Annotated in this window: 18 protein-coding genes; 11 read left to right on the top strand and 7 right to left on the bottom strand. The window is 70.1% G+C overall.

Annotated elements, in window-relative coordinates:
* Positions 1–104 precede the first annotated feature (104 nt).
* The 3 genes from ACMGFH_RS04850 to ACMGFH_RS04840 are packed head-to-tail and all read right to left on the bottom strand — an operon-like array spanning position 105 to position 3,732.
* Entirely contained in the window at positions 105–2,681 is a 2,577-nt protein-coding gene (locus tag ACMGFH_RS04850; RefSeq protein ID WP_415381670.1) for a DNA polymerase domain-containing protein, read from the bottom strand.
* The gene (locus ACMGFH_RS04845) at positions 2,681–3,010 is read right to left on the bottom strand and encodes a hypothetical protein (RefSeq protein ID WP_415381669.1); all 330 of its coding nucleotides are present in this window, start codon (positions 3,008–3,010) and stop codon (positions 2,681–2,683) included. Before ACMGFH_RS04845 ends, ACMGFH_RS04850 begins: the two co-directional genes overlap by 1 nt.
* On the bottom strand, positions 3,010–3,732 hold the full coding sequence (locus ACMGFH_RS04840; RefSeq protein ID WP_415381668.1) for a hypothetical protein: 723 nt from the start codon (positions 3,730–3,732) through the stop codon (positions 3,010–3,012). The genes ACMGFH_RS04845 and ACMGFH_RS04840 overlap by 1 nt, the downstream gene beginning before the upstream one ends.
* A 207-nt stretch (positions 3,733–3,939) precedes the next feature.
* Here ACMGFH_RS04840 and ACMGFH_RS04835 point away from each other — a divergent pair, with 207 nt between their 5' ends.
* From ACMGFH_RS04835 to ACMGFH_RS04825, 3 genes are all read left to right on the top strand, one after another.
* The gene (locus ACMGFH_RS04835) at positions 3,940–4,917 is read left to right on the top strand and encodes an mRNA 3'-end processing factor (protein WP_415381666.1); all 978 of its coding nucleotides are present in this window, start codon (positions 3,940–3,942) and stop codon (positions 4,915–4,917) included.
* 271 nt (positions 4,918–5,188) lie between these two features.
* A complete protein-coding gene (gene hflX / locus ACMGFH_RS04830) occupies positions 5,189–6,562 on the top strand; it encodes a GTPase HflX (protein ID WP_415381665.1) in 1,374 nt (457 codons plus the stop codon).
* Positions 6,563–6,672: 110 nt separating this feature from the next.
* Entirely contained in the window at positions 6,673–7,398 is a 726-nt protein-coding gene (locus ACMGFH_RS04825; protein WP_415381663.1) for a sporulation protein, read from the top strand.
* Between the two features lie 122 nt (positions 7,399–7,520).
* On the opposite strand, the gene ACMGFH_RS04820 is transcribed toward ACMGFH_RS04825, so the two are convergent.
* Complete coding sequence (locus ACMGFH_RS04820) at positions 7,521–7,790, bottom strand: hypothetical protein (RefSeq protein WP_415381662.1); 270 nt, start codon at positions 7,788–7,790, stop codon at positions 7,521–7,523.
* A gap of 132 nt (positions 7,791–7,922) precedes the next feature.
* Here ACMGFH_RS04820 and ACMGFH_RS04815 point away from each other — a divergent pair, with 132 nt between their 5' ends.
* On the top strand, positions 7,923–8,975 hold the full coding sequence (locus ACMGFH_RS04815) for a lamin tail domain-containing protein (protein WP_415381661.1): 1,053 nt from the start codon (positions 7,923–7,925) through the stop codon (positions 8,973–8,975).
* 379 nt (positions 8,976–9,354) lie between these two features.
* Positions 9,355–12,309: an MEDS domain-containing protein gene (locus ACMGFH_RS04810; protein WP_415381660.1), complete on the top strand. Its 2,955-nt coding sequence runs from the start codon at positions 9,355–9,357 to the stop codon at positions 12,307–12,309.
* A 151-nt stretch (positions 12,310–12,460) separates the two neighbouring features.
* Here the strand turns inward: ACMGFH_RS04810 and ACMGFH_RS04805 are convergent, their stop codons facing one another.
* Both ACMGFH_RS04805 and ACMGFH_RS04800 read right to left on the bottom strand, forming a co-directional pair.
* On the bottom strand, positions 12,461–12,631 hold the full coding sequence (locus ACMGFH_RS04805; protein ID WP_415381659.1) for a hypothetical protein: 171 nt from the start codon (positions 12,629–12,631) through the stop codon (positions 12,461–12,463).
* Positions 12,632–12,898: a HalOD1 output domain-containing protein gene (locus ACMGFH_RS04800; protein WP_415381658.1), complete on the bottom strand. Its 267-nt coding sequence runs from the start codon at positions 12,896–12,898 to the stop codon at positions 12,632–12,634.
* Between the two features lie 179 nt (positions 12,899–13,077).
* Between ACMGFH_RS04800 and ACMGFH_RS04795 the strand changes: the two genes are divergently transcribed.
* From ACMGFH_RS04795 to ACMGFH_RS04770, 6 genes are read left to right on the top strand one after another with little or no spacing between them, the layout of a single operon-like run.
* Positions 13,078–14,871 carry a vWA domain-containing protein gene (locus ACMGFH_RS04795; RefSeq protein WP_415381657.1) on the top strand — a complete coding sequence of 598 codons (1,794 nt, stop codon included), beginning with the start codon at positions 13,078–13,080 and terminating at the stop codon, positions 14,869–14,871.
* Positions 14,871–17,237: a VWA domain-containing protein gene (locus ACMGFH_RS04790; protein ID WP_415381656.1), complete on the top strand. Its 2,367-nt coding sequence runs from the start codon at positions 14,871–14,873 to the stop codon at positions 17,235–17,237. The genes ACMGFH_RS04795 and ACMGFH_RS04790 overlap by 1 nt, the downstream gene beginning before the upstream one ends.
* The gene (locus ACMGFH_RS04785) at positions 17,234–18,022 is read left to right on the top strand and encodes a chromosome partitioning protein (RefSeq protein WP_415381655.1); all 789 of its coding nucleotides are present in this window, start codon (positions 17,234–17,236) and stop codon (positions 18,020–18,022) included. Before ACMGFH_RS04790 ends, ACMGFH_RS04785 begins: the two co-directional genes overlap by 4 nt.
* On the top strand, positions 18,022–19,050 hold the full coding sequence (locus ACMGFH_RS04780; RefSeq protein ID WP_415381654.1) for a hypothetical protein: 1,029 nt from the start codon (positions 18,022–18,024) through the stop codon (positions 19,048–19,050). Before ACMGFH_RS04785 ends, ACMGFH_RS04780 begins: the two co-directional genes overlap by 1 nt.
* A 31-nt stretch (positions 19,051–19,081) precedes the next feature.
* Positions 19,082–20,038 (top strand): AAA family ATPase, encoded by a 957-nt coding sequence (locus ACMGFH_RS04775; protein WP_415381652.1) that lies wholly within the window; start codon positions 19,082–19,084, stop codon positions 20,036–20,038.
* A gap of 3 nt (positions 20,039–20,041) precedes the next feature.
* On the top strand, positions 20,042–20,908 hold the full coding sequence (locus ACMGFH_RS04770) for a DUF58 domain-containing protein (protein WP_415381651.1): 867 nt from the start codon (positions 20,042–20,044) through the stop codon (positions 20,906–20,908).
* Between the two features lie 33 nt (positions 20,909–20,941).
* Here ACMGFH_RS04770 and ACMGFH_RS04765 read toward each other — a convergent pair whose 3' ends face one another.
* A complete protein-coding gene (locus ACMGFH_RS04765) occupies positions 20,942–21,496 on the bottom strand; it encodes an excalibur calcium-binding domain-containing protein (protein WP_415381650.1) in 555 nt (184 codons plus the stop codon).
* Between the last annotated feature and the right edge of the window lie 107 nt (positions 21,497–21,603).

Here is a 21,603-nt window from a genome sequence, read left to right as displayed (position 1 = left end):
GATCGGTCGTGAAAGTAGTCGGCGATAAATTGGCACGACTGTGGAAAGCGAAGGACGGGTAGAAAGCGGTCGGCCGACGCACGGACGCGACTCGCCACCGGCGCTCACTCGAAGGCCGACAGGGTGAGATCCCGGCCGTCCCGGAGGTATCGTCGGATCCGCCCGCGGTCCCACCCGAGCGGCGAGAGGACGCTCTCGGCCGCGCGGACGAGCCGCTCGCGGTAGAAGTCGACGTCGTAGCCGCTCGCGTCCTCGAACGGGAGCCGGACGCGGTCGGCGCCGCGCGCCTCGTCGTCGACGACGACGTACTCGACGCTCGTCCCCGGCGGTCGTTCGAGCCCGTGGTCCGCGGCGCGCTCAAGCGCCGCGACCGTCCGGGTCCGCTGGCTGTACGCCTCCACGGACTTCGAGACGCGCTGGCGGATCACCAGGTCCTCGGGGCCGACCGCGCCGCGCTCCAGCCGGGCGATTTCGACGGCGAGCCGGTCGCAGACGGCCGCCGGATCGGGCTTTCCGGCCACCAGCTCTCGGTCGAGCGCCCGGATCAACTCGCGCTGCGCGTCGGCGACGAACGGCGGCGTCGAGCGCTGTCGCGTCTCGATCCCGCGGTACTTGAACGCGTCCCCCGTCTCGGGATCGGTTCCGGCCTTCCGCCCGAAGTACTTCGTCAGCGCGCCCGCCCGCGAGTCGCGCATCGGGACGAAACAGATCCAGTCGAAGCGCGCCTCGACCTCCAGCGGGATCTCGGCATCGTCCGGCGTCGCGTCCGAATCGACCTCGGCGACGACTTCGTCGATCGGGGCCGGGTCGTCGACGCGGGGCTCGCGGGTCGCTGACGCTTCCCGCTCGCTTTTCGAGGCCTCACTTCGTTCGACCTCGCTCTGCTCGCGGGTCACTCCGCGCGAGGCGGCTTCGCCGCCTCGACTTCGCGGCGCTTCGCGCCGCGCACTCCCCGCCCGCGTCGCCGAGGCCCCCCGCTGGTCGGCCTCGCGGCTCGCGGGTCGCTCCGCGCGAGGCGGCTCCGCCGCCTCGACTTCGCGGCGCTTCGCGCCGCGCACTCCCCGCTCGCAATTCCGAGGCGCTCCCTCCGGTCGCGCCTCGCGTTGCACCCAGAGGCTGTCGACGATCCCGTGGACGACCCGCCAGCCGGCGGCCTCCAGTTGCTCTTTCGCGTCGAGAACGATCTCCCGCGCGAAGGCGTTGATCGCCTCGTGGCACTCGATGCGGCCGAACTTCGCGTTCCGGTAGCCCTGGTAGCCGAAACAGGAGACGAGCACCCACTTGAGCGCGTCCACTCGTCCCTCCAGCGCGGCGATGCGCTCGGCGACCGGGGAGTCGTCGTCGGGTTCGGCGTACGTCGCCTGGTAGTCGCCGCCCCCGACCGTGGCCAGCGTCTCGGCGTCGGCCCGGTCGCGCAGATCGGCGAGTTCGGCCTTGAAATCAGCGCGGTCGTCGATGAGGTCGCCGAGCACGTCGGCGACGAACCCCTGGCTGTCGCAGACGCTGTAACCCAACCAGGGCACGTCCTCGCGGTCGCAGCAGTCGCAGCCGACCGTCTCCGGGCTGACGTTGCACTCGCGCATGATGTTGGGGTACAGCGACGCGAAGTCGACCTCGACGACGTCCTCGTACGGGCCGGGCTCGGGCGCGAACGTGAACCCGCCGCGGTCGGCGTCGTGGAGCGTCCGGACCGGTTTGAACGCCTCCGGCTCCCACTTGTTCCACGGCGCGAGCACGTCCCGCTCGCGCGCCTCGCGGATCTCGATGGAGGTGAGGATCGTGCCGATCGACCCTCTCGCGGTCTCCTGGAGCGGGCGCCACGAGCGCCCCACGAGGTCGAGCAGCCCGGGCAGCCCGCACTTCCCGAACAGGAACGTGTTCGACCGGTCGACGACGGCCCGGCCGGGGACCGCGTAGCGGGCCGGCGAGTGGCCGACCTGGCCGTAGCTCTCGTACGTGCTCGCGCCGGCGAGGCGCTCGTACCCGTCGGTTCGCCCAAGCCGGAAGTCGTCGAGACCGACCTCCGCGGCCCTGTCGTGACACCGGGGAATCAGTTCCGCGGTCGAACAGACCAGCACGTCCGGATCGACGGCGTCGAGCCGCGCTCGCAGGTCGTCGAGGACCGTCCGGTCGATCGCCCCTCGCGAATCGGTCGCACCGCTGGCCGCTGCACCAGCAGCCCGCGCATCAACGAGCCGCTCGCCGTCGACGCGGAGCGCGGTCAGGTCGTCCTCCGCGAGCGCCCGCTCGGAGATCGAGAGGTCGAGGCGGCGCAGGTCCCGGTCGGGCGCGGGCGAGGTGTCGGTGTCCACGCAGTAGCGAAACCCCGGCGCCAGGTCCACGTCGTAGAGTCTGACTTTCCCGGGCGCGTAGTCGATCGCGTACTGGGACAGGATCTCGTGGGCGAGCGTCCGCACCTCGTCGACGCGGGCGAGGTCGACCCGCAGGATCGGCTTCCGGTCGTCGGCGTCGAGCGAGAGATAGCGGCGTTCGGTCTCCGTCTCGACGACTTTGGGGTCGTCCGCGAGGATCGCCGCGAGATCGGCGCGGACTGGATCGGGCGCCTCGACGTACAGCGACGGCGCGTAGTCGTCGTTCACCCGCGTCTCGACGCCGTCGGCGGTCGCGTGCCACTCGCGGACCGACCCGTCCGACCGGAACTCCGGGGTGAGCAGCGACATCAGTCGCGTCCCGACCGCTCCGCGGTGAATCCGCCGTCCTCGCTCTGGTCTCCGATCCCGTCCTCGCTCAGGCCCTCGTGCCCGACACCGTCGACCTCCTCGCGAAGCTCCCGGAGCTCGCGCTCCTGGGCGAGCAGGACCGACAGCAGGAAGGCGAACTCGGGGTCGGTCCCGTTGGCGTAACCCGCGGCGTCGGCGTGGCCGCGCGCCCGCTCGAACAGCCGGTCGAAGTCGTCCTGATACCGCCGGCGCAGTCCCCGGCGGAAGGGACGCCAGTCGTCTTCCAGTCGGCGGAGGAAGTCGCGATACGTGGGGTTGGTCCGGCCCATCAGTCCGCACCTCCGCGGGCGCTGGCGGCTCCGGCGGCAGCGGCTGCGAGCGTGGCCTGTTCGACCGGGTCGGGCGAACCGGTTCCGGCCGGGTCGAGTCCGAGCCCGGGCGATTCGGGTGCGGCGCCGAGCAGGTCGACCCAGTAGGGGATGGTCGTCTGCCAGTATCCCTCGTCCCAGTAGACGGTCGTCTCGACGCCCGGCCCCTCGAAGCGGTGGCCCATCTTCGTCTCCTCGCACCGGATCACCCGGTCGGCGTGCTCTGTCGCGGGACCGGGATCGCGGTCCGCCGGGACGCTGAGAAGCGTCGGAATCTCGCGGGCGTCGGCCAGCGCCGCGAACGTCCGGACGGTGCTGTCGAGCAGGCGCTCGCGCTGGTAGCGGGGCACGTCGTCGTCGCGGTACAGCGAGGCGACGTTCGGCGCGACCAGCAGTCCCGTCCGCGCGTCGACCCGCTCGACGACGCGGCGGCCGAGCGCGTGGTGCTGGTAGGCGGTGAACGCCCGTGCGATCCGGAGTCTGCGGAGTCGGCGCGGGATGTCTACGAGGTCGTACAGCGTATACGTCGAGGCGACGTTGCGGGCGTCGACCCAGTAGGCCACGCCCGCCGTGTCGGCGAGTGTCGACAGCGCGAGACGATGGATCGCCGTCGAACGCGGCCCGGGACAGCGCAACAGCGTCAGGCCCGGATCGAGGGTCGGAACGTCGACAGGTGCTGTCATCGCCAGGGACAGAGGGGTGCGAGGGGGTAAAACGCCAGCCTACCCCGGACCGGAAGTGAAAGTGAAACCGATCGCCGGACGACGGTGGAATCGGCCGTTTAGCGGCGGTGAATCTAAACGCCCCCCGAAGCGGTGGTAAGCGGCGGAGAGAAGGCCCGGAACCGGCGCGACGACACGTATATTCGGACGTGGACCCAACGAGCGGCCGTGACGCGGAGGGTTCGGCTGGGCGACGGGATCGAGATCACGTTCGCCGGCGGCGAGCGGTTCGTCCTCGACGGGAGCGGCGCGGGCGACACCACGCTCGTCAGCCACGCCCACGGCGACCACCACGCCAGGGCCTCGGAGATCGTCGCCTCCGACCTGACGGCAGCACTGATCGCGACCCGACGGAGCAGCGCGGACCCGACGGCCGTCGACCATCCCGCGGTAGAACTGTTCCCGGCCGGTCACGTCGCTGGCTCGCGGGCGATGGGGCTCACCGACCCCGATACCGGCCGTCGCTACCTCTACACCGGCGACTGCTCGACACGCGACCGCTTCCACCTCGACGGCTTCGACCCCGTCGACGCCGACGTCCTGGTCCTGGAGACGACCTACGGCACGCCCGAGTACCGATTGCCGCCCACGGAGGAGTCGGTGGCCGCGATCCAGTCGTGGCTGGCGGAGACGATGGATCGGCCCGTCATCCTGTTCGGCTACGCGCTCGGGCGGGCGCAGAAACTCCAGCGCATCCTCGCTGATTCGCCGCGCGAGCGGGTGTTCGTCACCGACGCCATCGCCAACTGCAGCGAGGTGATCGAAGCCCACCGCGACGTGACGTTCCCCGGACAGCGCTACGGGCCCGACGCGGAGTTGGGCGCGGGCGACGCGCTCGTCTGCTCGGGATCGCCACGGAGTCCCTGGGTCGAGTCGCTGGTCGAGGCCCGCGACGCCGTCACGGCGGGATTCTCCGGGTGGGCCGTCGACGACTCGTTCGTCTACCGGCGCGGCTACGACGAGGGGTTCGTCCTCTCCGACCACTGCGACTTCGACGAACTCGGCTCGGTCGTCGAGGCCGTCGACCCCGAACAGGTGTACACCCAGCACGGCTTCGCCGACGAGTTCGCCAACTACGTCGCGACCGAACTCGGCTACCCAGCCCAGGCGCTCAAGGAGAACCAGGCGACGCTCGGCGACTTCTGAGACGGGCGTGTGAGTGTTTGCCAACCCACGGCAACGCTCTTGACGGACGCGGCTGATCGACTGGACACGGCGATGGAGCTCAGCAACCCCTTCTGAACCGGTCCGTTGCCCCGCCCCGCTGTCGACCTCGATAAGCGATCCGGCTGCGTCGGCACCGCGCTGACGTGACTGGGGCGGCGGATCCGGTACGTTCCCCCGTTCGAGAGCCGTGAGGCCGTCTCTCGGACGCGACCGCACCGTCCGCCGACCGCACTGCGACCCAGAGACACACATGTCACGACAGAACGAACCGGAAACAGCGACAGAACGGACAGCCACGAACGCGCGGACGGGGGCGGGCGGCGCCGTCGTCGCCGCGCGCGCCGACGAACCGCCCGTCGAGACCGCGGAGATCCGGGCGCTCGCCGACGCCGCGGGCTACGACGTGCGCGACGAGGTGACGCAGGTCCGCGCCGAGGACCCGGGGACGTACTTCGGCGCGGGCAAAGTCGAGGAACTCGCGGATCGCGTCAGCGCCACCGAGTCCTCGCTCGTCGCCGTTGACGGCGAGTTGACGCCCAGACAGACGACCGACCTGCGGGGGGCGCTCCCGGAGGGGACCGAGGTGTTCGACCGCTACCGCCTCGTGCTCGCCATCTTCGCCGACCAGGCGACCACCCGCCGGGCGCAACTCCAGGTCGAACTCGCCCGACTGAAGTACGACCTGCCGCGGCTGCGCGAGCGGGCGGACGTCGGCGGGCTGAACAAGCGGGTCGAGAAGGGCACGCCGATCGACGGCGTGATGAATCGGATCGCGGCCCTCGAACGCAAGCTGTCGGACCTGCCCAGCCCCGCCGAACAGCACCGCGCCGAGCGCCGCGAGCAGGGGTTCGACCTCGTCACCTTCGCCGGGTACACCAACGCCGGCAAGTCGACGCTGTTGCACCGGCTCGCCGACGACCTGGAACCGGCCGAGGCAGACGAGAGCACCGGCGAAGTCGAGTGGACGCGAGAGGGCGAGACGACGCACCCCGACGCCGCGGCGGAGACGGCGACCGTCGCGGACCGGCTGTTCGAGACGCTGGAGACGACGACGCGCCGGGCGACCATCGACGGCCGGCCGGTGCTGTGTACCGACACCGTCGGGTTCGTCGCCGACCTGCCCCACTGGCTGGTCGAGTCGTTCAGCGAGACGCTCTCGGACGCCGCGGCGGCCGACGCGGTGGTGTTGGTCGCCGACGCCAGCGACCCGCCGGCCGAACTCCGCGAGAAGGTGCGAGTGGCCCTCGACGTGTTCGACGCGCAGGGCGTCGACGAGTCGGCAGTCGTCACCGCGCTGAACAAGGTCGACCTGCTCGACGACGAGGGCGTCGCCGAGCGACTGGACGCCGTCGAGGGGCTGGCGCCGAACCCCGTTCCCGTCAGCGTCCGCGAGGGGACCAACCTCGACCGACTCCTCGCGGCGGTCGCCGAGCGGTTACCGACAGAACGCGCCGAACTGACCCTGCCCAACTGCGACGACGCGATGGGAGTCGTCTCGCGGGCCTACGACCGCGCGACAGTCGAATCCGTCGACTACGAGGCCGATACCGTCGAGATCGTCGTCCGCGGTCGACCGTCGGTGGTCGAACAGCTCCGTGCCGACGCGGAAGCGGTCTCGGTCTGAGCGGGGTTCGGTGCGGTGTGGTCGCTGCCTGCCGAGCGTCCCGGTCCGCTGATCGACTCCTATCGTGACACACAGAATTTATAACGTGAGGAGAACCAATCCGAGTCGACATGGGAATCCTATCGAGCATGGGGATCGGTTCGGCGGAGGTAGACCTGGTGCTGGAGTCGGAGCGCGTCGCCGCGGGCGGGACGCTCGACGGCACCGTCGAGGTCGACGGCGGGAACGACGAGCAGACCGTCGACGAGATCTACGGCTCCCTCCGGACCGCCTATCGGACGGACGAGGGCTCGTACACCACGACGATCACGGAGTTCACGCTGACCGACGGGTTCACCGTCGACGCCGGCGAGTCGCTGACCTACGACGTGACCGTCGACGTTCCCGCTCACACCCCGACGACGGTGTTCGGGCCGACCGAGGTGTGGATCGACACGGGGCTGGACATCGACTGGGCGGCCGACCCCGACGACAAGGACCACGTCAGCGTCGAACCCCCGGAGGCGCTCCGCGCGCTCCACGACGCCGTCGGCGCGCTCGGCTTCGACCTCCGAACGGCGACGACGGTGACCTCCACGGGGACGCAGTTCGCGCGCGAACGCGAGTTCGTCCAGGAATTCGAGTACGAACCCGTCGCCGAGGCGTACCGCGACGACCTCGACAAACTGGAAGTCGTCGCCGACGCCGCCGGCGACCGCCTCGACGTCGAACTGGAGATCGACGCGACCGACACGCTCCTGAACGAGCGCGAGACCGTCACGCGGATGGCGGTCGACGACCCCGACGAGGACGCCATCCGGGAGCACCTCCGCGAGGAGATAGCGGCCAACTCGTGAGTCGCCGAAGCGCCGAGCGGCCGCTCTGATCCGAGTCGGTCGCGTCGAATAGCCGGTCGGTGACCGCCGGACGGCACCGGAAAACGGACGGACGGAACCGCGACAGCGAACGTAGGCGTCGGTCAGGTGGACGGAGCCGTGAGATGCCAGCCGGGGTCGCGGCCCGTGCGGTCGATGCGGTCGGCTCGACACGCCGGGCAGTAGTCGGGTTCGACGGATTCGCTCCGTGGGACGTATACCGCGCCGCCGCACTCCACGCACGCGTCGTCGACGACTGTCGTGCAGTCGACGCAGAGGTTGAAGTCGTCGACTGTGAGGTCGCGCAGGGGTTCGAGTTGTTTGTCCAGAGTGTACTCGTCGATTACCGCCTGACAGTTTTGGCACGGTTGCATAGCGATACACAGCACCCCATGTGACACCGACACATAGTCTTACCGGCGCGGGCAATCGACGGACCCGACGGGGGCGGGCACCCGGGCTCGCGAGAGGCCAACGCTCATGCGGCTGGCGACGAACCGCGGTGTATGAACGGAGGGCGGTTCGCGGCGGTCGTCGCGGTCACGGTGCTCGCTGTTCTGAGCGGCTGTGCCGGATTCAGCGTGGACGTCGGTGAGAGCGCCGGCGGGTCGACCGCGCCGGCGCCGGACGTCGCCAACGGGACGACCGCGACCGTCGTCGAGGTGGTCGACGGCGACACCGTCGACGTGCGCTATCGGAACGGGTCGACCGACACCGTGCGACTGCTCGGCGTCGACACCCCGGAGGTCCACGTCGACAACGACCCCGCCGAGTACGAGGGCGTGCCGGACACCGACGCCGGCGCCGCGTGTCTCGAAGCCGCGGGCGAGAACGCCAGCGCGTTCGCCCGCGAGTGGCTGGCCGGGGAGCGGGTGACGCTCGTCGTCGATCCGGTCGCCGACCGGCGCGACCGCTACGACCGACTGCTGGCGTACGTCCACGTCGGCGCGCCCGCGGGCGAGGAGGTGCCCGCAAACGAGACGGCGGCAGACGGCGGGATCGACTTCAACCAGCGGCTGGTGGCGACGGGCCACGCCCGCGTGTACGACAGCACGTTCGCGCGCTCGGACGGCTACTACGCCGCCGAGTCGGAGGCACAGGACGCCCGGCGAGGTCTCTGGCGCTGCCGAACGCCTGGCTCGGGCGGCGTGGACGGGACGGACGGAAGCGGGTCGGGCGGTACCGACGGAGCGATGGCGACCTCCGGCGGTCCGCTCGCGACCTCCGACAGCGGGCTCACTCTCGAACGGGTCCACGCCGACGCGGCAGGCAACGACCACGAGAACCTGAACGACGAGTACGTCGTCTTCGGCAACGCGGCCGACGCGCCGCTCCCGCTGGGCGGGTGGGTCGTGCGCGACGAGGGCGGGCATAGCTACGCGTTCCCCAGCGAGTTCGCGCTCGGGCCCGGCGAGACGGTCACGCTCCGGACGGGCGCGGGTGGGGACACTGGCGACACGCTCTACTGGGGCAGCGACTCGGCCGTCTGGAACAACGGCGGCGACGCCGTCGTCGTCGAGCGCGACGGCGAGACGGTCCTACGGTACGCCTACGAGTGACGGCGGGGCGCTCAGTCCCCGCCGAGTGTTCGGTCGGGGCAGTCGCTCCGCTGCGCGACGCGATCCGGTATCACGGCCGGTGGCGCGGCTCCGGAGGCAGTGGACGCGTGGCTGGAAACTACCTGGTTCGTACCGGTGTCTATCGCTCCAGCAGGTTCGGTGTAACCGAGCCGAACCCCGCACGTATTGTCAACAGACGATCGTTTCCCTTATACCGAGTAAGGGTCTCCTAGTGGCAACGACAGATCCGGGACTACGGCCCCGAGACGCTCTATAACACCATGATATCAGTCACACATCTCCGAGCGCGTCAGTCCGGAATCGAGCGGTGCGGTGGGCGAGTCGACGGCCCGGACGCGAGCGCATGGAGCCAGCGTCGATGAGCCTGGAACCGCGCGTCGACGGCGACCGACGACCGACGATCGACCTGGAGAGCGCGGTCCAGGCGCTGCGGGAGAGCCCGGAGTTCCGCGGACCGATCGAGCCGATGGACGGCCACGACCACGCGAACGACCACTTCGCGCTCGTCTACGAGGGCGAGGACGAGCGGTGCGCGGCGGCGGTCCCGTTCCTGCGCCAGGGGCTCGAACAGGGCGAGAAGTGCATGTACGTCGGCGACGAAGGCTCGCTCGACGCCGTCGCGGAGTCGCTGCGCGAGCGCGGCGTCGACGTCGACGCCGCGCTCGAATCCGGCGCGCTGGTCTTCGAGACCGTCCGGGAGACCTACCTCGAGGGGGGTTCGTTCGACGCCGAGTCGATGATGGAGCTCTACGAGGGCGCCATCGAGGCGGCCACCGCGGAGTACGAGGCGCTGCGAGTGGTCGCCGAGACGGGCTGGATCCTCGAGGACGGCGTGTCCATCGAGGAGTTCATGGCCTACGAGAGCAAGGTGAACGAGCTCTTCAAGGACGAGGACGCCATCGCCCTGTGCCAGTACGACCGCGAGGCGTTCCCGGCGGAGGCGCTGATCGACGTCGTCCGCGTCCACCCGCACCTCATCTACGACACCACCGTCTGCCACAACTTCTACTACACGCCGCCCGAGGAGTTCTCCGGGCCGGACCGGCCCGACCGCGAACTCGACCGGATGCTCGGGACGCTCTGCGAGCGAGCCCAGGCGAAGGCGTCGCTGGAGAAGCGCACAGAGACCCTCCGCGCGCAACACGAGATCATCTCCCGGGCCGACATCGGCTTCGAGGAGAAGCTCCGGCGGTTCCTCGAACTGGGCCGCGAGCACTTCGACCTCGACATCGGCTTCCTCGCGCACGTCACCGGCGAGCGGTTCGAGATCGTCGACGCCGTCGGCACCCACGAACTGATCCAGCCCGGCAAAGCGGCCGACCTCTCCGGGACGTACTGCCGGCAGGTCGTCGAGAGCGAACGCCTGGTCAGCGTCGCGAACGCGGGCGAACAGGGGTGGGCAGAACGCGAGGCGTACGAGACGTACGGCCTCGACAGCTACATCGGCGCGCCGGTGAGCGTCGGGGGCGAGCAGTACGGCACGCTCTGTTTCGCCTCCCGCGACGCGCGCACCGAGCCCTTCTCGGAGGCCGAGCGCACGTTCCTCGAACTGACCGGGCAGTGGGTGAGCTACGAACTCGAACGCGAGCAGCGGCAGGCCCAGTTGAGCGCGCTCAACGAGATGAGCCGCGACCTGATGGACGCCGAGACGCACGCGGAGATCACCCGGGCGACGGTCGAACACGCCGAGGAGACGCTCGGACTGCCGCTGACCGCGCTCGTCCGCTACGACAGGGAGACCGGATCCCTCGAGACGGTCGGTCGGACCGAGCGCGCCGCGGACGAACTGCCCACGGCGGCACTGAGCGCGACGCCGTCGGGTCCGCTCTGGGAGGCGTTCACCGCGGGCGAACGGCGCATCGTCGAGGACGTCGACTCGATATCGGGCGTGGGAGACGACGTCACCGAAATCGCGGCGATCCCCCTCGGTCCCCACGGCCTGTTCGTCACCGCGACGGAGTCGCCGGGCGGGTTCTGCGACGCCGAGATCGAGTTCGTCCAGACGACCGCCGCGACCGTCGAGACGGCGTGCGGTCGCGCCGACCGCGAGCAGTTGCTCCAGGAGCGCGAGGAGACCCTGGAGGAGCAAAACGAGTCGCTCTCGCGGCTCAACCGCATCAACGACACCATCCGGAACATCGGTCAGGCGCTCGTCCAGGCCTCGTCGCGCGAGGAGATCGAGACGGTCGTCTGCGACCAGTTGGCCGAAGTCGGCCCGTACGAACTGGCGTGGATCGGCGAACACGACTCCGTCACCGACGAGATCACGCCGCGGGAATGGGCCGGCGCCGAGAACGGCTACCTCGACGCGGCGACCGTCACGGCCGACGAGAGCGTCACGGGTCACGGCCCGACCGGAACGGCCGTCGAGACCCACGAGCCGCAGGTCGTGAACAACGTCCTCGACGATCCGGCCTTCGAGCCGTGGCGCGAGGCGGCGCTCAACCGCGGCTACCACGCCTCCATCGCACTGCCGCTCGTCTACGGCGACGTGCTCTACGGCGTCCTGAACGTCTACGCGAACCAGCCCGGGGTGTTCGACGAGCTCGAACGCTCCGTGCTCGCGGAGCTGGGCGACACCATCGCGTACGCCGTCAACGCCGTCGAGAGCAAGAAGGCGCTCGTCAGCGACGAGGTGACCGAACTGGAGTTCCGCGTCGAAGACGAGCGCCTGGAGATCGTAGAACTCGCGCGCGAGAGCGGCTGCGACCTGTCCCTCGAAGGCGTCGTCCCGTCGACCGACGGGCAGCTCCGGGTGTACATGTCGACGCGCGGCGCGTCCGCCGAGGACCTCCTCGCGTTCGCGCCCGACATGGCGACGACCGAGGTGTCGCTCGTCTCGGAGCACGACGACGAGGGGGTCCCGGTCTGTCTCTTCGAGGCCGCGCTCTCGGAAGAGAGCCTCTGCGAGACCGTCCGGCGACACGGCGGCCGTCCCCGAACCGTGGCCGTCGAGGACGGCGCGGCGACGGTCGTCGTCGAGATCGCCGCCGACGCCGACATCAGGGCGTTCGTCGAGATGTTCGTCGGCAACTATCCGGACTCCGAGCTGGTCGCCCAGCGCAGCGACGAGCGCCCGCGCCAGACGCCAACCGAGTTCCGCGCGACGCTCACGGAGGAGCTGACCGAGCGCCAGCTGGAAGTGCTACAGACGGCCTACTTCGGCGGGTACTTCGACAAGCCGCGCGGCCAGACCGGCAGCGAAGTCGCCGCGTCGATGGACATCTCCCAGCCGACGTTCAACACCCACGTGCGCGCCGCCCAGCGCAGGCTCTGCCGACAGCTCTTCGAAGCCAGCACGGCCGACGACTGAGTTCCGGGCCCGGGACGGCGACCCGTTCTCACCGGAGCAGACGACTGCGTTTCCCGTCCGAGACGGTGCCCGAGCGCCGCGGTCAGGACGGCCGGCCGTCGCATCCGGGAGGCGACCGAGCGGTTCGCGGGACGGAACGGTATCGTTCGCGTCAATCGGGTCTGTCCCAGGCCGCCAGGCAGTGGCGGTCGCAAAAAGAGAACACCAGCCGCGTGCCGTCGGCGCGGAGGCGAGTCGTCGCGGGGTACCAGTCGGTGCCCGCCAGGGGCTCGCCGCAGCGACCGCAGACCTCGAACGCGTCGCGGTCGGCGGACGACGCCATCTACTCCGCGAGTACCACGCGGCCGCTCCCGGATACCTCGATGTCGTACCCGTAGTAGGTGAACGAGACGGTCGCGGACTCCTCGTCGTCGCAGGCGCGATAGAACGCGTTCAGCGCGTCCGGGTCGACGGCGTCGTAGAGCGGGATGGAGAGGTCGAGGACGCCGACGCCGGCGCGCTCGGCGACCGCGTCGAGGACCGCTTCGGTCGCGGACTGGTCGTCGTCGATCCGATATGTGGCTTCCGTTCCGATGGGTGACTGCTTCATCTACTGGTACGGACGCGGTATTCCCCCTAATGACTTCTACCTCGATGTAAAGCGTCGCCCCGATCCGGGGGCTATCAGTCTAGAGGCGGGGACGGATCGCCGGATCGCGGCCGCGTCTCCGGGGCGCGGAACGCGCCGGCACAAGACCAATAGTGCTTCCGTTCGACCCGTCAACACGAATGGCCCTCTCCGACGTGTTTCTCGCGCCGATCGGGTTAGCGGCCGCCCTGGTCGCGATCCCCATCGTCGTCCTGTATCTCATCCGGCCCGACCCCGACCGGGTGGAACTCCCCACCCTCCGGTTCCTCGCCGACGAGCAGCGCCAGCGGGCGACCACCCCGCTGTTCGAGCGGATCGCCCGGAGCCTCCTCCTGTTGATCCAGCTCCTCGCGGTCCTGTTGCTCGCGGGGTCGCTGGCCGCGCCCTACGTCCCCGTCGAGGAGCGCGCCGTCGTCGAGGAGACCGTGCTGGTCGTCGACACGAGCGCGAGCATGGCGACCACCGACGACGGACAGACGCGACTCGGCCGCGCGCTCGCCGCCGCCGACGAGGAGGTGACGACGCGGACCTCGGTCGTCACCACCGACGGCGGCGGGCAGGTCGCACTCCGGCGGGGACCGCCCAGCGCCACTCGCGAGACGCTGCAGGGGCTGGAGGCGTCGGACGCGCCGGGGGACCTGCGCGGCGCCATCGCGCAGGCCCGCGCGCTCGCTGACGAGGAGGTCCGCGTCGTGGTCCTCAGCGACTTCGCCGGCGACGAGTGGCGCGACGCGGTGACCTCCCTGCGCGCCCGCGGCCTCAGCGTCACGCTCCGGCAGTTCGACGGCGGCGGCGAGACCAACGTCGGTTTCGTCGACCGCCGGTTCAGCCAGTCCGACGTGACGCTGTCGGTGAAGAACTTCGGCGACGAGTCGGTCACGCGAACGGTCCGACTCGGCGAACGGATCCAGGAGGTCGACCTCGCCGCGGGCGACGTCGGGACGGTGACGTTCCCCACCCCGGCCGGCACCTCCGAGGCGCAACTCTCGCCGGGCGACGACTTCGCGACCGACGACGTCGTCCCGGTCGCCGCCCCCGAGGACCCGACCGTCGACGTGCTCGTGCTGACGAACGACCGGAACCGCTACCTGACGACGGCGCTGTCGCTGCTCGACCAGGTCGACCTGACCGTCGAGAACCCGCCGACCACCGTCGAGAACGAATACGACGTGATCATCTACAGCAACGTCGACGCCGACTCGCTGCTGCCCGGCAACGTCGAGGCCGGACGGACGGCTCTCGCGGAGGGCGGTGGCGTCGCCGTCCAGGCCCAGGAAGAGATGCCCGACCGACTGAGCGACCTCCTCCTGCTCGACCCCAGCGGGACGGGCACGTCGCCGACAATCCGGTCGACGACGGAGACGGACCTGACGGAGGGCATCGACTTCCAGCCGCCCGACGAGTACCTGACGGGGTCGTTGCGCTCGGGGGAGAAGCTGATCGAACTGCGCGACGGCACGCCGCTGCTCGCGACCGACCGGCGCGACGCCGGCCGACTCCTCTACTACGGCTACATCGAGGAGCGGTCGAGCTTCAAATACAACTACCAGTACCCCGTGTTCTGGAAGCGCACGGTCTTCCATCTCGCCGGGCGCGAGCCGCTCGCGGCGCTCAACCACCAGACGGGCGACACGGTGCGGCTCGGTGCCGACCGGGTCGAGGGACCGTCCGGATCGCTCGCCGGTCCCTCCGTCACGCTCCGGGAGGTGGGGGTCTACCGCACCGACGGCGGCGTCCGGAGCGCGGCGCTGCTGAGCGACCGCGAGTCGACCGTCGACGTCGAACCGCTGGCCGAGCGGTCGGGGCCGACGGGTAACGTCACCCGTGAGGAGACCCGGACCGTCCCGCAGCGGATCACGGAGTTCGCCGCGCTCGCGGCGCTGCTCGTGGCGGTCGCGGAGATCGGCTACCTGCGCCGACGGGGTGAGCTCTGATGGAGGTCTCCCACTCGTTCGACGGCCTGACGGTCGGCGTCGAACACCTCTGGCCGGCGGCGGCGCTGCCCGTCGCGGTGGCGCTGCTCGCGTACCTGATCTTCCGCGGCGAGGCGGGCGCGCGCTCGGCATCGCCGCGGAGCCGCCGGCTCCTGTTCGCCAGCCGCGTGCTCGTCGTCGTCCTCCTCGTCGTCGGGGCGATGGGGCCGTACACGGTCCAGACGCGCGAGACGCCGGGCGAGCCCCGCGTGACACTGCTGGCCGACGAGTCGGCGAGCATGGGCGTGTTCCCGAACGCGACCGAGGACCTCGTCGACGGGATCGAGGGGGCCGGCGTCCCCGTCACGACGGCGACCGTCGCCAGCGGGAGCGACTCGCGGATCGGCGACGGCATCGCCGCCAACCTCCGGCAGAACGGAACCGTGGTGGTCGTCTCGGACGGCCAGGTGACCGGCGGTCGGAACCTCGCGGCCGCCGCCGAGGACGCCCAGCGGCTCAACGCGACCGTGAGCGCGGTCGAACTCTCGGCCGAGCGGACCGAACGCGCCGTCTCGGTCGCCGGCCCTTCCACGGCCAGCGTCGGTCTCACGACCGAGTTCGTCGTCTCGCTGTCCGGCGTCGAGGCCGACGACGCGGCGACGGTCACCGTCGAAATCGACGGCGAGACGGTCCGCGAGGAGTCGATCGCCGGCGGCGAGGCCGTCTCGGTCGAGCACACGTTCGAGTCGGTCGGCGACCACCGGGTGACGGCGACGGTCGAGGGCGAGGACGTCTACCAGCGAAACGACGTGTTCTACCACGACGTGCGCGTGGTCGAAAAGCCCAACCTGCTGTACGTCTCCGGCGGCGACTACCCGCTCCGGGGCTACCTGGGGTCGCTGTACAACGTGACGAACGCGACTGCGGTGCCCCCGGACCTCGACGACTACGCCGCCGTGGTGGTGCAGGACACGCCCGCAGGGGAACTCGGGAACGTCAGCGCGCTCCAGGAGCACGTCATCGACGGCGGCGGACTGGTGACCGTCGGCGGCGACAACGCCTACCAGCAGGGCGGTTACGAGGAATCGGCCATCGCCTCCATGCTCCCGGTGCGGATGGGCAACGCCACCGGCGGCCGGACGAACATCGTGATGCTCGTCGACATCTCCGGCAGCGCCGAGGAGGGGCTGTCGACCCAGAAGGGCATCGCGCTCGACGTGCTTGACCAGCTCGGCGACCGCAACCAGGTGGGCGTCGTCGCCTTCGGTGGCCAGCCCTACCGGATCGCCGACCGCCAGCAGCTCGGCGACGCGCGCGAGTCGATCGGCGAGCGGATCCGCCGCCTGGAGACCACCCGCGGCGGCACCGATATCGCGAACGGCCTGCTCGGCGCGAACGACATGCTCGGGAACAACCCCGGGACGATCATCCTCCTGAGCGACGGCGCCGACGACGTCGACCGCCCGGCGGCCGTCGCGAACCAGCTGGGCCGCGAGGGCGTCCGCGTGATCACCGTCGGCGCGGGCGACCGCGTCAACGAGGCCACCCTCCGACGCATCGCCCAGGAGTCCGGCGGGTCGTACTTCGGGGCCAACGAGACGAGCCGGCTTCGCCTGCTGTTCGGCGGCGCCTCCCGACAGTTCCGCGGCCAGAACCTCACTATCGTGAAGCAGAACACGTTCATCACCTCCGGCGTGACGCTGACGGCCAACCCCTCGAAGGCCAACGAGGTGTCGGTCAAGGCCGGCGCGGACTACCAGGTCGCGACCGCCGACGGGACGCCCGCCATCGCCTCCTGGCGGTTCGGCCTCGGCCGCGTCGTCTCGATCACCGCCTACGGCCGGGACGGGGGCCTCGACGGGCTGCTCGACCGGCCGGACTCGCTCGTCGTCACGAAGTCGGTCAACTACGCCATCGGCGACCCCGGCCGCAACCGGGAGGGCGTCACCGACGTGAGCGACGCCCGCGTCGGCAGCCCGGCGACGCTCACCTACCGCGGTGACGAGCGCCCCTCCGTCGAGAACGTCAGCTTCCGACAGATCGGCGAGGGGACCTACCGCGGGGAGTTCACGCCGCGCGAGGCGGGCTACCGGAGCGTCCTCGACGCGACCTACGCGGTGAACTACCCGCTCGAATACGCCCGGCTCGGTCTCGAACCGCGGCTGGAGCGGCTGGTCGACGTGACCGGCGGTCGGGAATTCAGCCCCGACGAGGGCGCCGAGATCGCGCGACTCGCCAGAGAGCAGTCCACCCGCGTCCGGACCGTTCGCGACGCGTGGGCGTGGATCGCGCTGCTGGGGGCGTTCGTCGTCTTCTCAACTGAAGTGATACTCCGGCGAGTTCAAGTGTACCGCGGTCGGACATCTCTCACGAGTGGTTTGCCATGAGCGCAGTCGGGCGTAACATCAGTCTGGGACTGGTCGCCCTCGTCCTCCTGACGGTCGGAGGGGCCGCGGGAGCGACGATGTTGTACCAGGACTCGGCCCAGCAACTCAGGGACCAGAACGACGCCCTCCGATCCGAGAACGGCCAGCTCTCCGAACGGCTCAACCAGACGCGGACCCAGATCGCCCAGACTCGCCAGAAGCTCAACGAGACGCGGGCGAAACTGAACACGCGGACCCAGGACGTCGACCAGGTCGCGTCGGAGCTCAACCGGACGGAGCGACAGCTGAACACGACGCAGGCGGAGCTGCTCCGCACTCGACAGCAGCTGGAAGACGCCCGCAGGAACACCACCCAGCTCGAGAGCCGGGTCGAGGAGCTCGAAATGCAGCGCGAGGCACTCCGGGAGGAAGCCGCTTCCCTCCGCGAGGAGCGGAACGAACTCGATTCGACGGTCTCCGACCTGCGCTCCAGAGTCGACACCCTGGAGACCGATCTGGCGGACGCCGAAGCGCGCGTCGACGAACTCGAGATCCAGCTCGACGAGCGCGACGACCGGGTCGCCGACCTCGAGGCGAACGTCAGCGATCTGCGAGACGAACTCGACCAGCGCGACTCGGAGGTCGACGACCTGCAAGCGGACGTCGACGATCTGGAACGAGAGAACGAGCGGTTGAACCGGACGCTCGTCGAACGCAACAGTCGGATCGAGACGCTAGAAGAGGACCTGAGCACGCTCTGTTCGCAGCCGGAGAACCAGAACAAGACGACCTGTGAGGACGACTGATGAGCGAGAAACCGGACCGACCCGGGACCGGTGAGGACGTGACCGCGGCCGGCGACGACGGGACTGGGGCCGGCGACGGACCAGGCTCGGACCGGAACGATACCCGCGAGCGGATGGCCGACGCAGTCGCCGAGATCCGTCGCGAGGGGTGGAAAGCGGCGATCGTGACCGGCGTCGTCGACGCGACGGCGGTCTTCCTCGCCGCGAACCTGCTCCTCGCCGTCCTCGAACCGGCCGCGCTCCCGGATCGGCTCACCCTGCCGGCGGCTCTGGCCGGGCCGGTCGGCGACGCGATGGGCAGCGACCTCGGGCGACCGGGCGTCCCCGGCTCGGCGACGGTAGCGGCGGTCGCCGGGCTGGCCGCGTTCACCCTCGTCGCCGGGCTGCGCGTCCGGAAGCCCCTGGTCGAGCAGTTCGAGGCGGTGAACCCGGCCGTCGCGGAGAGGCTCAGGACGGCCCGCGACGCGGTCGAGGCCGACGCCGACTCGCGGATGGCCCGCCGGCTCTACGCGGAGGTGCTCGGGGACCTGCGCGAGAGCTCCTCGCTGGGACTGGTGAACGTCGGGCGACTCGGGGCGACGGCCGTCGTCATCGTCGCGCTGAGTCTCGCCACCGTCCAGGTCGCCGTCGTCGACGTCGCGCTGCTGGACCGGCCGCAGCCGACCGACGACGGCGCCGCCAACGACTCCCAGGACTACGCCGGGCTGCTCGACGGCGAGCGCGTCCTCGGCGACCGCGAGGAGGTCTCGGCCGGCGACCAGAACCAGACCGCCGAGATCGAGTCGAGCGGGGGCGGTCGCGACGTCGACGAGGAGCGCACGTTCCCGGACCGCGAGCGAAGCGGCGCGAGCGGCGACGGCGGCTCCGACGGCGGCGACAGCCAGCAGGCGGAGTTCGCGTCGCCCGACCAGGTCGAGGACGCCGAACTCGTCCGGGAGTACAACCGCCAGATCCGCGACCAGGACCGCGGTGGATCGAGCGACGGCGAATCGAACGACGACGAGGCGAGCGGCGAGGAGTCGGGCTGACGCTTCGAGACGAGCGACCCCTTCGATACCCATGCAAGACGAACCCACAATCGACGACGACGGCGTGGAGGCCCTGCAGGACAAAGTAGCGACCGCCCGCGAGGAGGTCGGCAAGCGCATCGTCGGCCAGCGCGAGGTGCTCGAACAGCTGTTTGTGTGCATCCTCGCCGACGGCAACGCGCTGCTGGAATCGAACCCCGGACTCGGCAAGACCACCATGGTCCGGACCGTCGCGGAGGTGACCGATCTCTCCTTCTCGCGCGTCCAGAACACCCCCGACCTGATGCCCTCGGACATCACCGGCACGGAGATCATCCGCGAGAGCGAGGACGGCCGCGAGTTCGTCTTCGAGAAGGGACCGATCTTCGCGAACGTCGTCCTCGCAGACGAGATCAACCGCGCGACGCCGAAGACCCAGGCCGCGCTGCTGGAAGCCATGCAGGAACGGCAGGTCACCGCCGGCGGCGAGACCTACGACCTGCCCGAACCGTTCTTCGTCCTCGCGACGCAGAACCCCATCGACCAGGGCGGTACCTACGCCCTCCCCGAGGCCCAGACCGACCGCTTCATGCTCAAACTCCTCGTCGACTACCCTCAGGCCGAGGAGGAGCGCGACATCGTCGACCTGTACACCAGCGGGAGCCGGCAGGTCCCCGTCGATCAAGTGCTGACGCGGGCGGAGATCCGCGAGGTCCAGGACCTCGTCCGGGAGATCCCCATCGCCGACGACCTCCGCGACCGCGCCATCGAACTCGTCCGCGCGACCCGCGAAGCCGAGGAGGTGGAATTCGGCGCGAGCCCGCGGGCGAGCATGGCGCTGGTCGTCGCGTCGAAGGCCCGCGCGTTCCTCCACGGGCGCAACCACGTCGCCGAGGAGGACATCGAGGCGCTCGCGGCGCCCGTCCTCCGTCACCGCATCATCCTCGACTTCCGCGCCGAGCGCGACGGACAGACCCCCGACGACGTCGTCGAGTCGCTGCTGGAGTGAGCCGTGACGATAGATCCCGACTTCCTCGACGAACTCGACCGCTTCGACGCGGCGCTGGACCGCGAGACCGCCGCGCTCCGCCAGGGCGAGCAGGAGTCGCCGCGCGTCGGCGAGGGGCTGACCTTCAGCGACTACCGCCGCTACTCCCCCGGCGACGACACCCGCCTCGTCGACTGGAAGCTCTTCGCCCGCACCGAGGAGTACTACATCAAGCAGTTCGAGGAGGAGCGGAATCTAACGGTTCACGTCCTCCTCGACGCCAGCGCGTCGATGGACTACGGCGAGGGGACGGCCCACAAGTTCGAGTACGCCGCCAAGATCGGGCTAGGTTTCTGCTATCTCACCGCCGAGGAGCACAACGACTTCCGGTTCTCGACGATGGGCGAGCGCGCCGACCGGCTGGACACCGGGCGGTCGAATCGCGGCGAAGTGCTGGCGCTCATCGACCAGATCAACGAGCTGGATCTAGCGGGAGAGGTCGACTTCGGGACGGTGCTGTCGGCCTACGCGGACCAGATCCGGTCGCGCTCGCTCGTCGTGGTCGTCACCGACTGCCTGGCCGACCCCGAGGACATCGAATTGGGGGTTTCGGCGCTGGCACGCAACGACGTGGACGTGCTGGTGGTTCGGGTCGTCGCCCCCGACGAGCGCGACCCGGACGTCGTCGGTGACGCGCTGTTCGCCGACCCGGAGACCGACACGACCCGGCGGTCGTACTTCAGTCAGTCGCTCGTGGAGACGTATCAGTCGCGGCTGGACGCGCACGTCGACGAGGTGAAACAGCGGGTGACAGGGTTGGGGGCCGACCACGTGCTCGTCGACACCGGCGACGAGTATTTCGACTCGTTCGCTAGCGTCTGGTTGGGGTGAGTGTTCCGCTGGGCAGTCGACGTCGGCGGTCGGTTACGGGAGCGTCTCGCAGGCGACGCCGTCGCCGTCACCGTCGAGCCCGTGTGCTCCGTTCGACTCCTCGTGGACCTCCTGTGCGGCCCGTTGTGACGAGAAGTCATCGCAGTCGTAGTCACCGCTGTACCCGGACGATCCGCCGGACGATTCGGGACTGTTCGCCGCCGGCGTGGGTTCGGGCGGTGCCTCTGCTGTCCCGGACCCGAGCGGGTTCTCGAACTGCGTGGAGAGTCCGCCGCCAGGTTCGAGGACGACGCCCCCGCCGCTGACCGCCGCGACGACGAGGACGAACGCGACGAGCCCGCTACCGGGCTTGCCCAGGAAACTGAGAACGCTGCCGAGCAGCGCACCGACCGCGACCGCGAGGTTCGAACCGGCGGCCACGAGATTCAACTGGACGACGACGACCGCGGACTGCCAGAGGTAAAACGAGGCGACCCCGAGTCCGGCCATGGTGAGGACGTTCTTGACACGGGTGAGAGCGAGGACGAGGACTATCCACAGCACGCTGAAGAAGTTCCGCTCGAATCGTCGCCACCAACTGCTTGCCATCTACTTGCTATCCCACTCAGTTCTACGCACATAATCTCTCGTGTTCCAGAGCCTCCGTCGACGACGTTTCGACCCGGTTCCGGGGATTTCGAGTCTCCCGATCCAGA

Source organism: Halosimplex rarum (assembly GCF_047715405.1).
Classification (GTDB): Archaea; Halobacteriota; Halobacteria; order Halobacteriales; family Haloarculaceae; genus Halosimplex; species Halosimplex rarum.
This window is presented reverse-complemented; position numbering and strand designations above follow the sequence as displayed.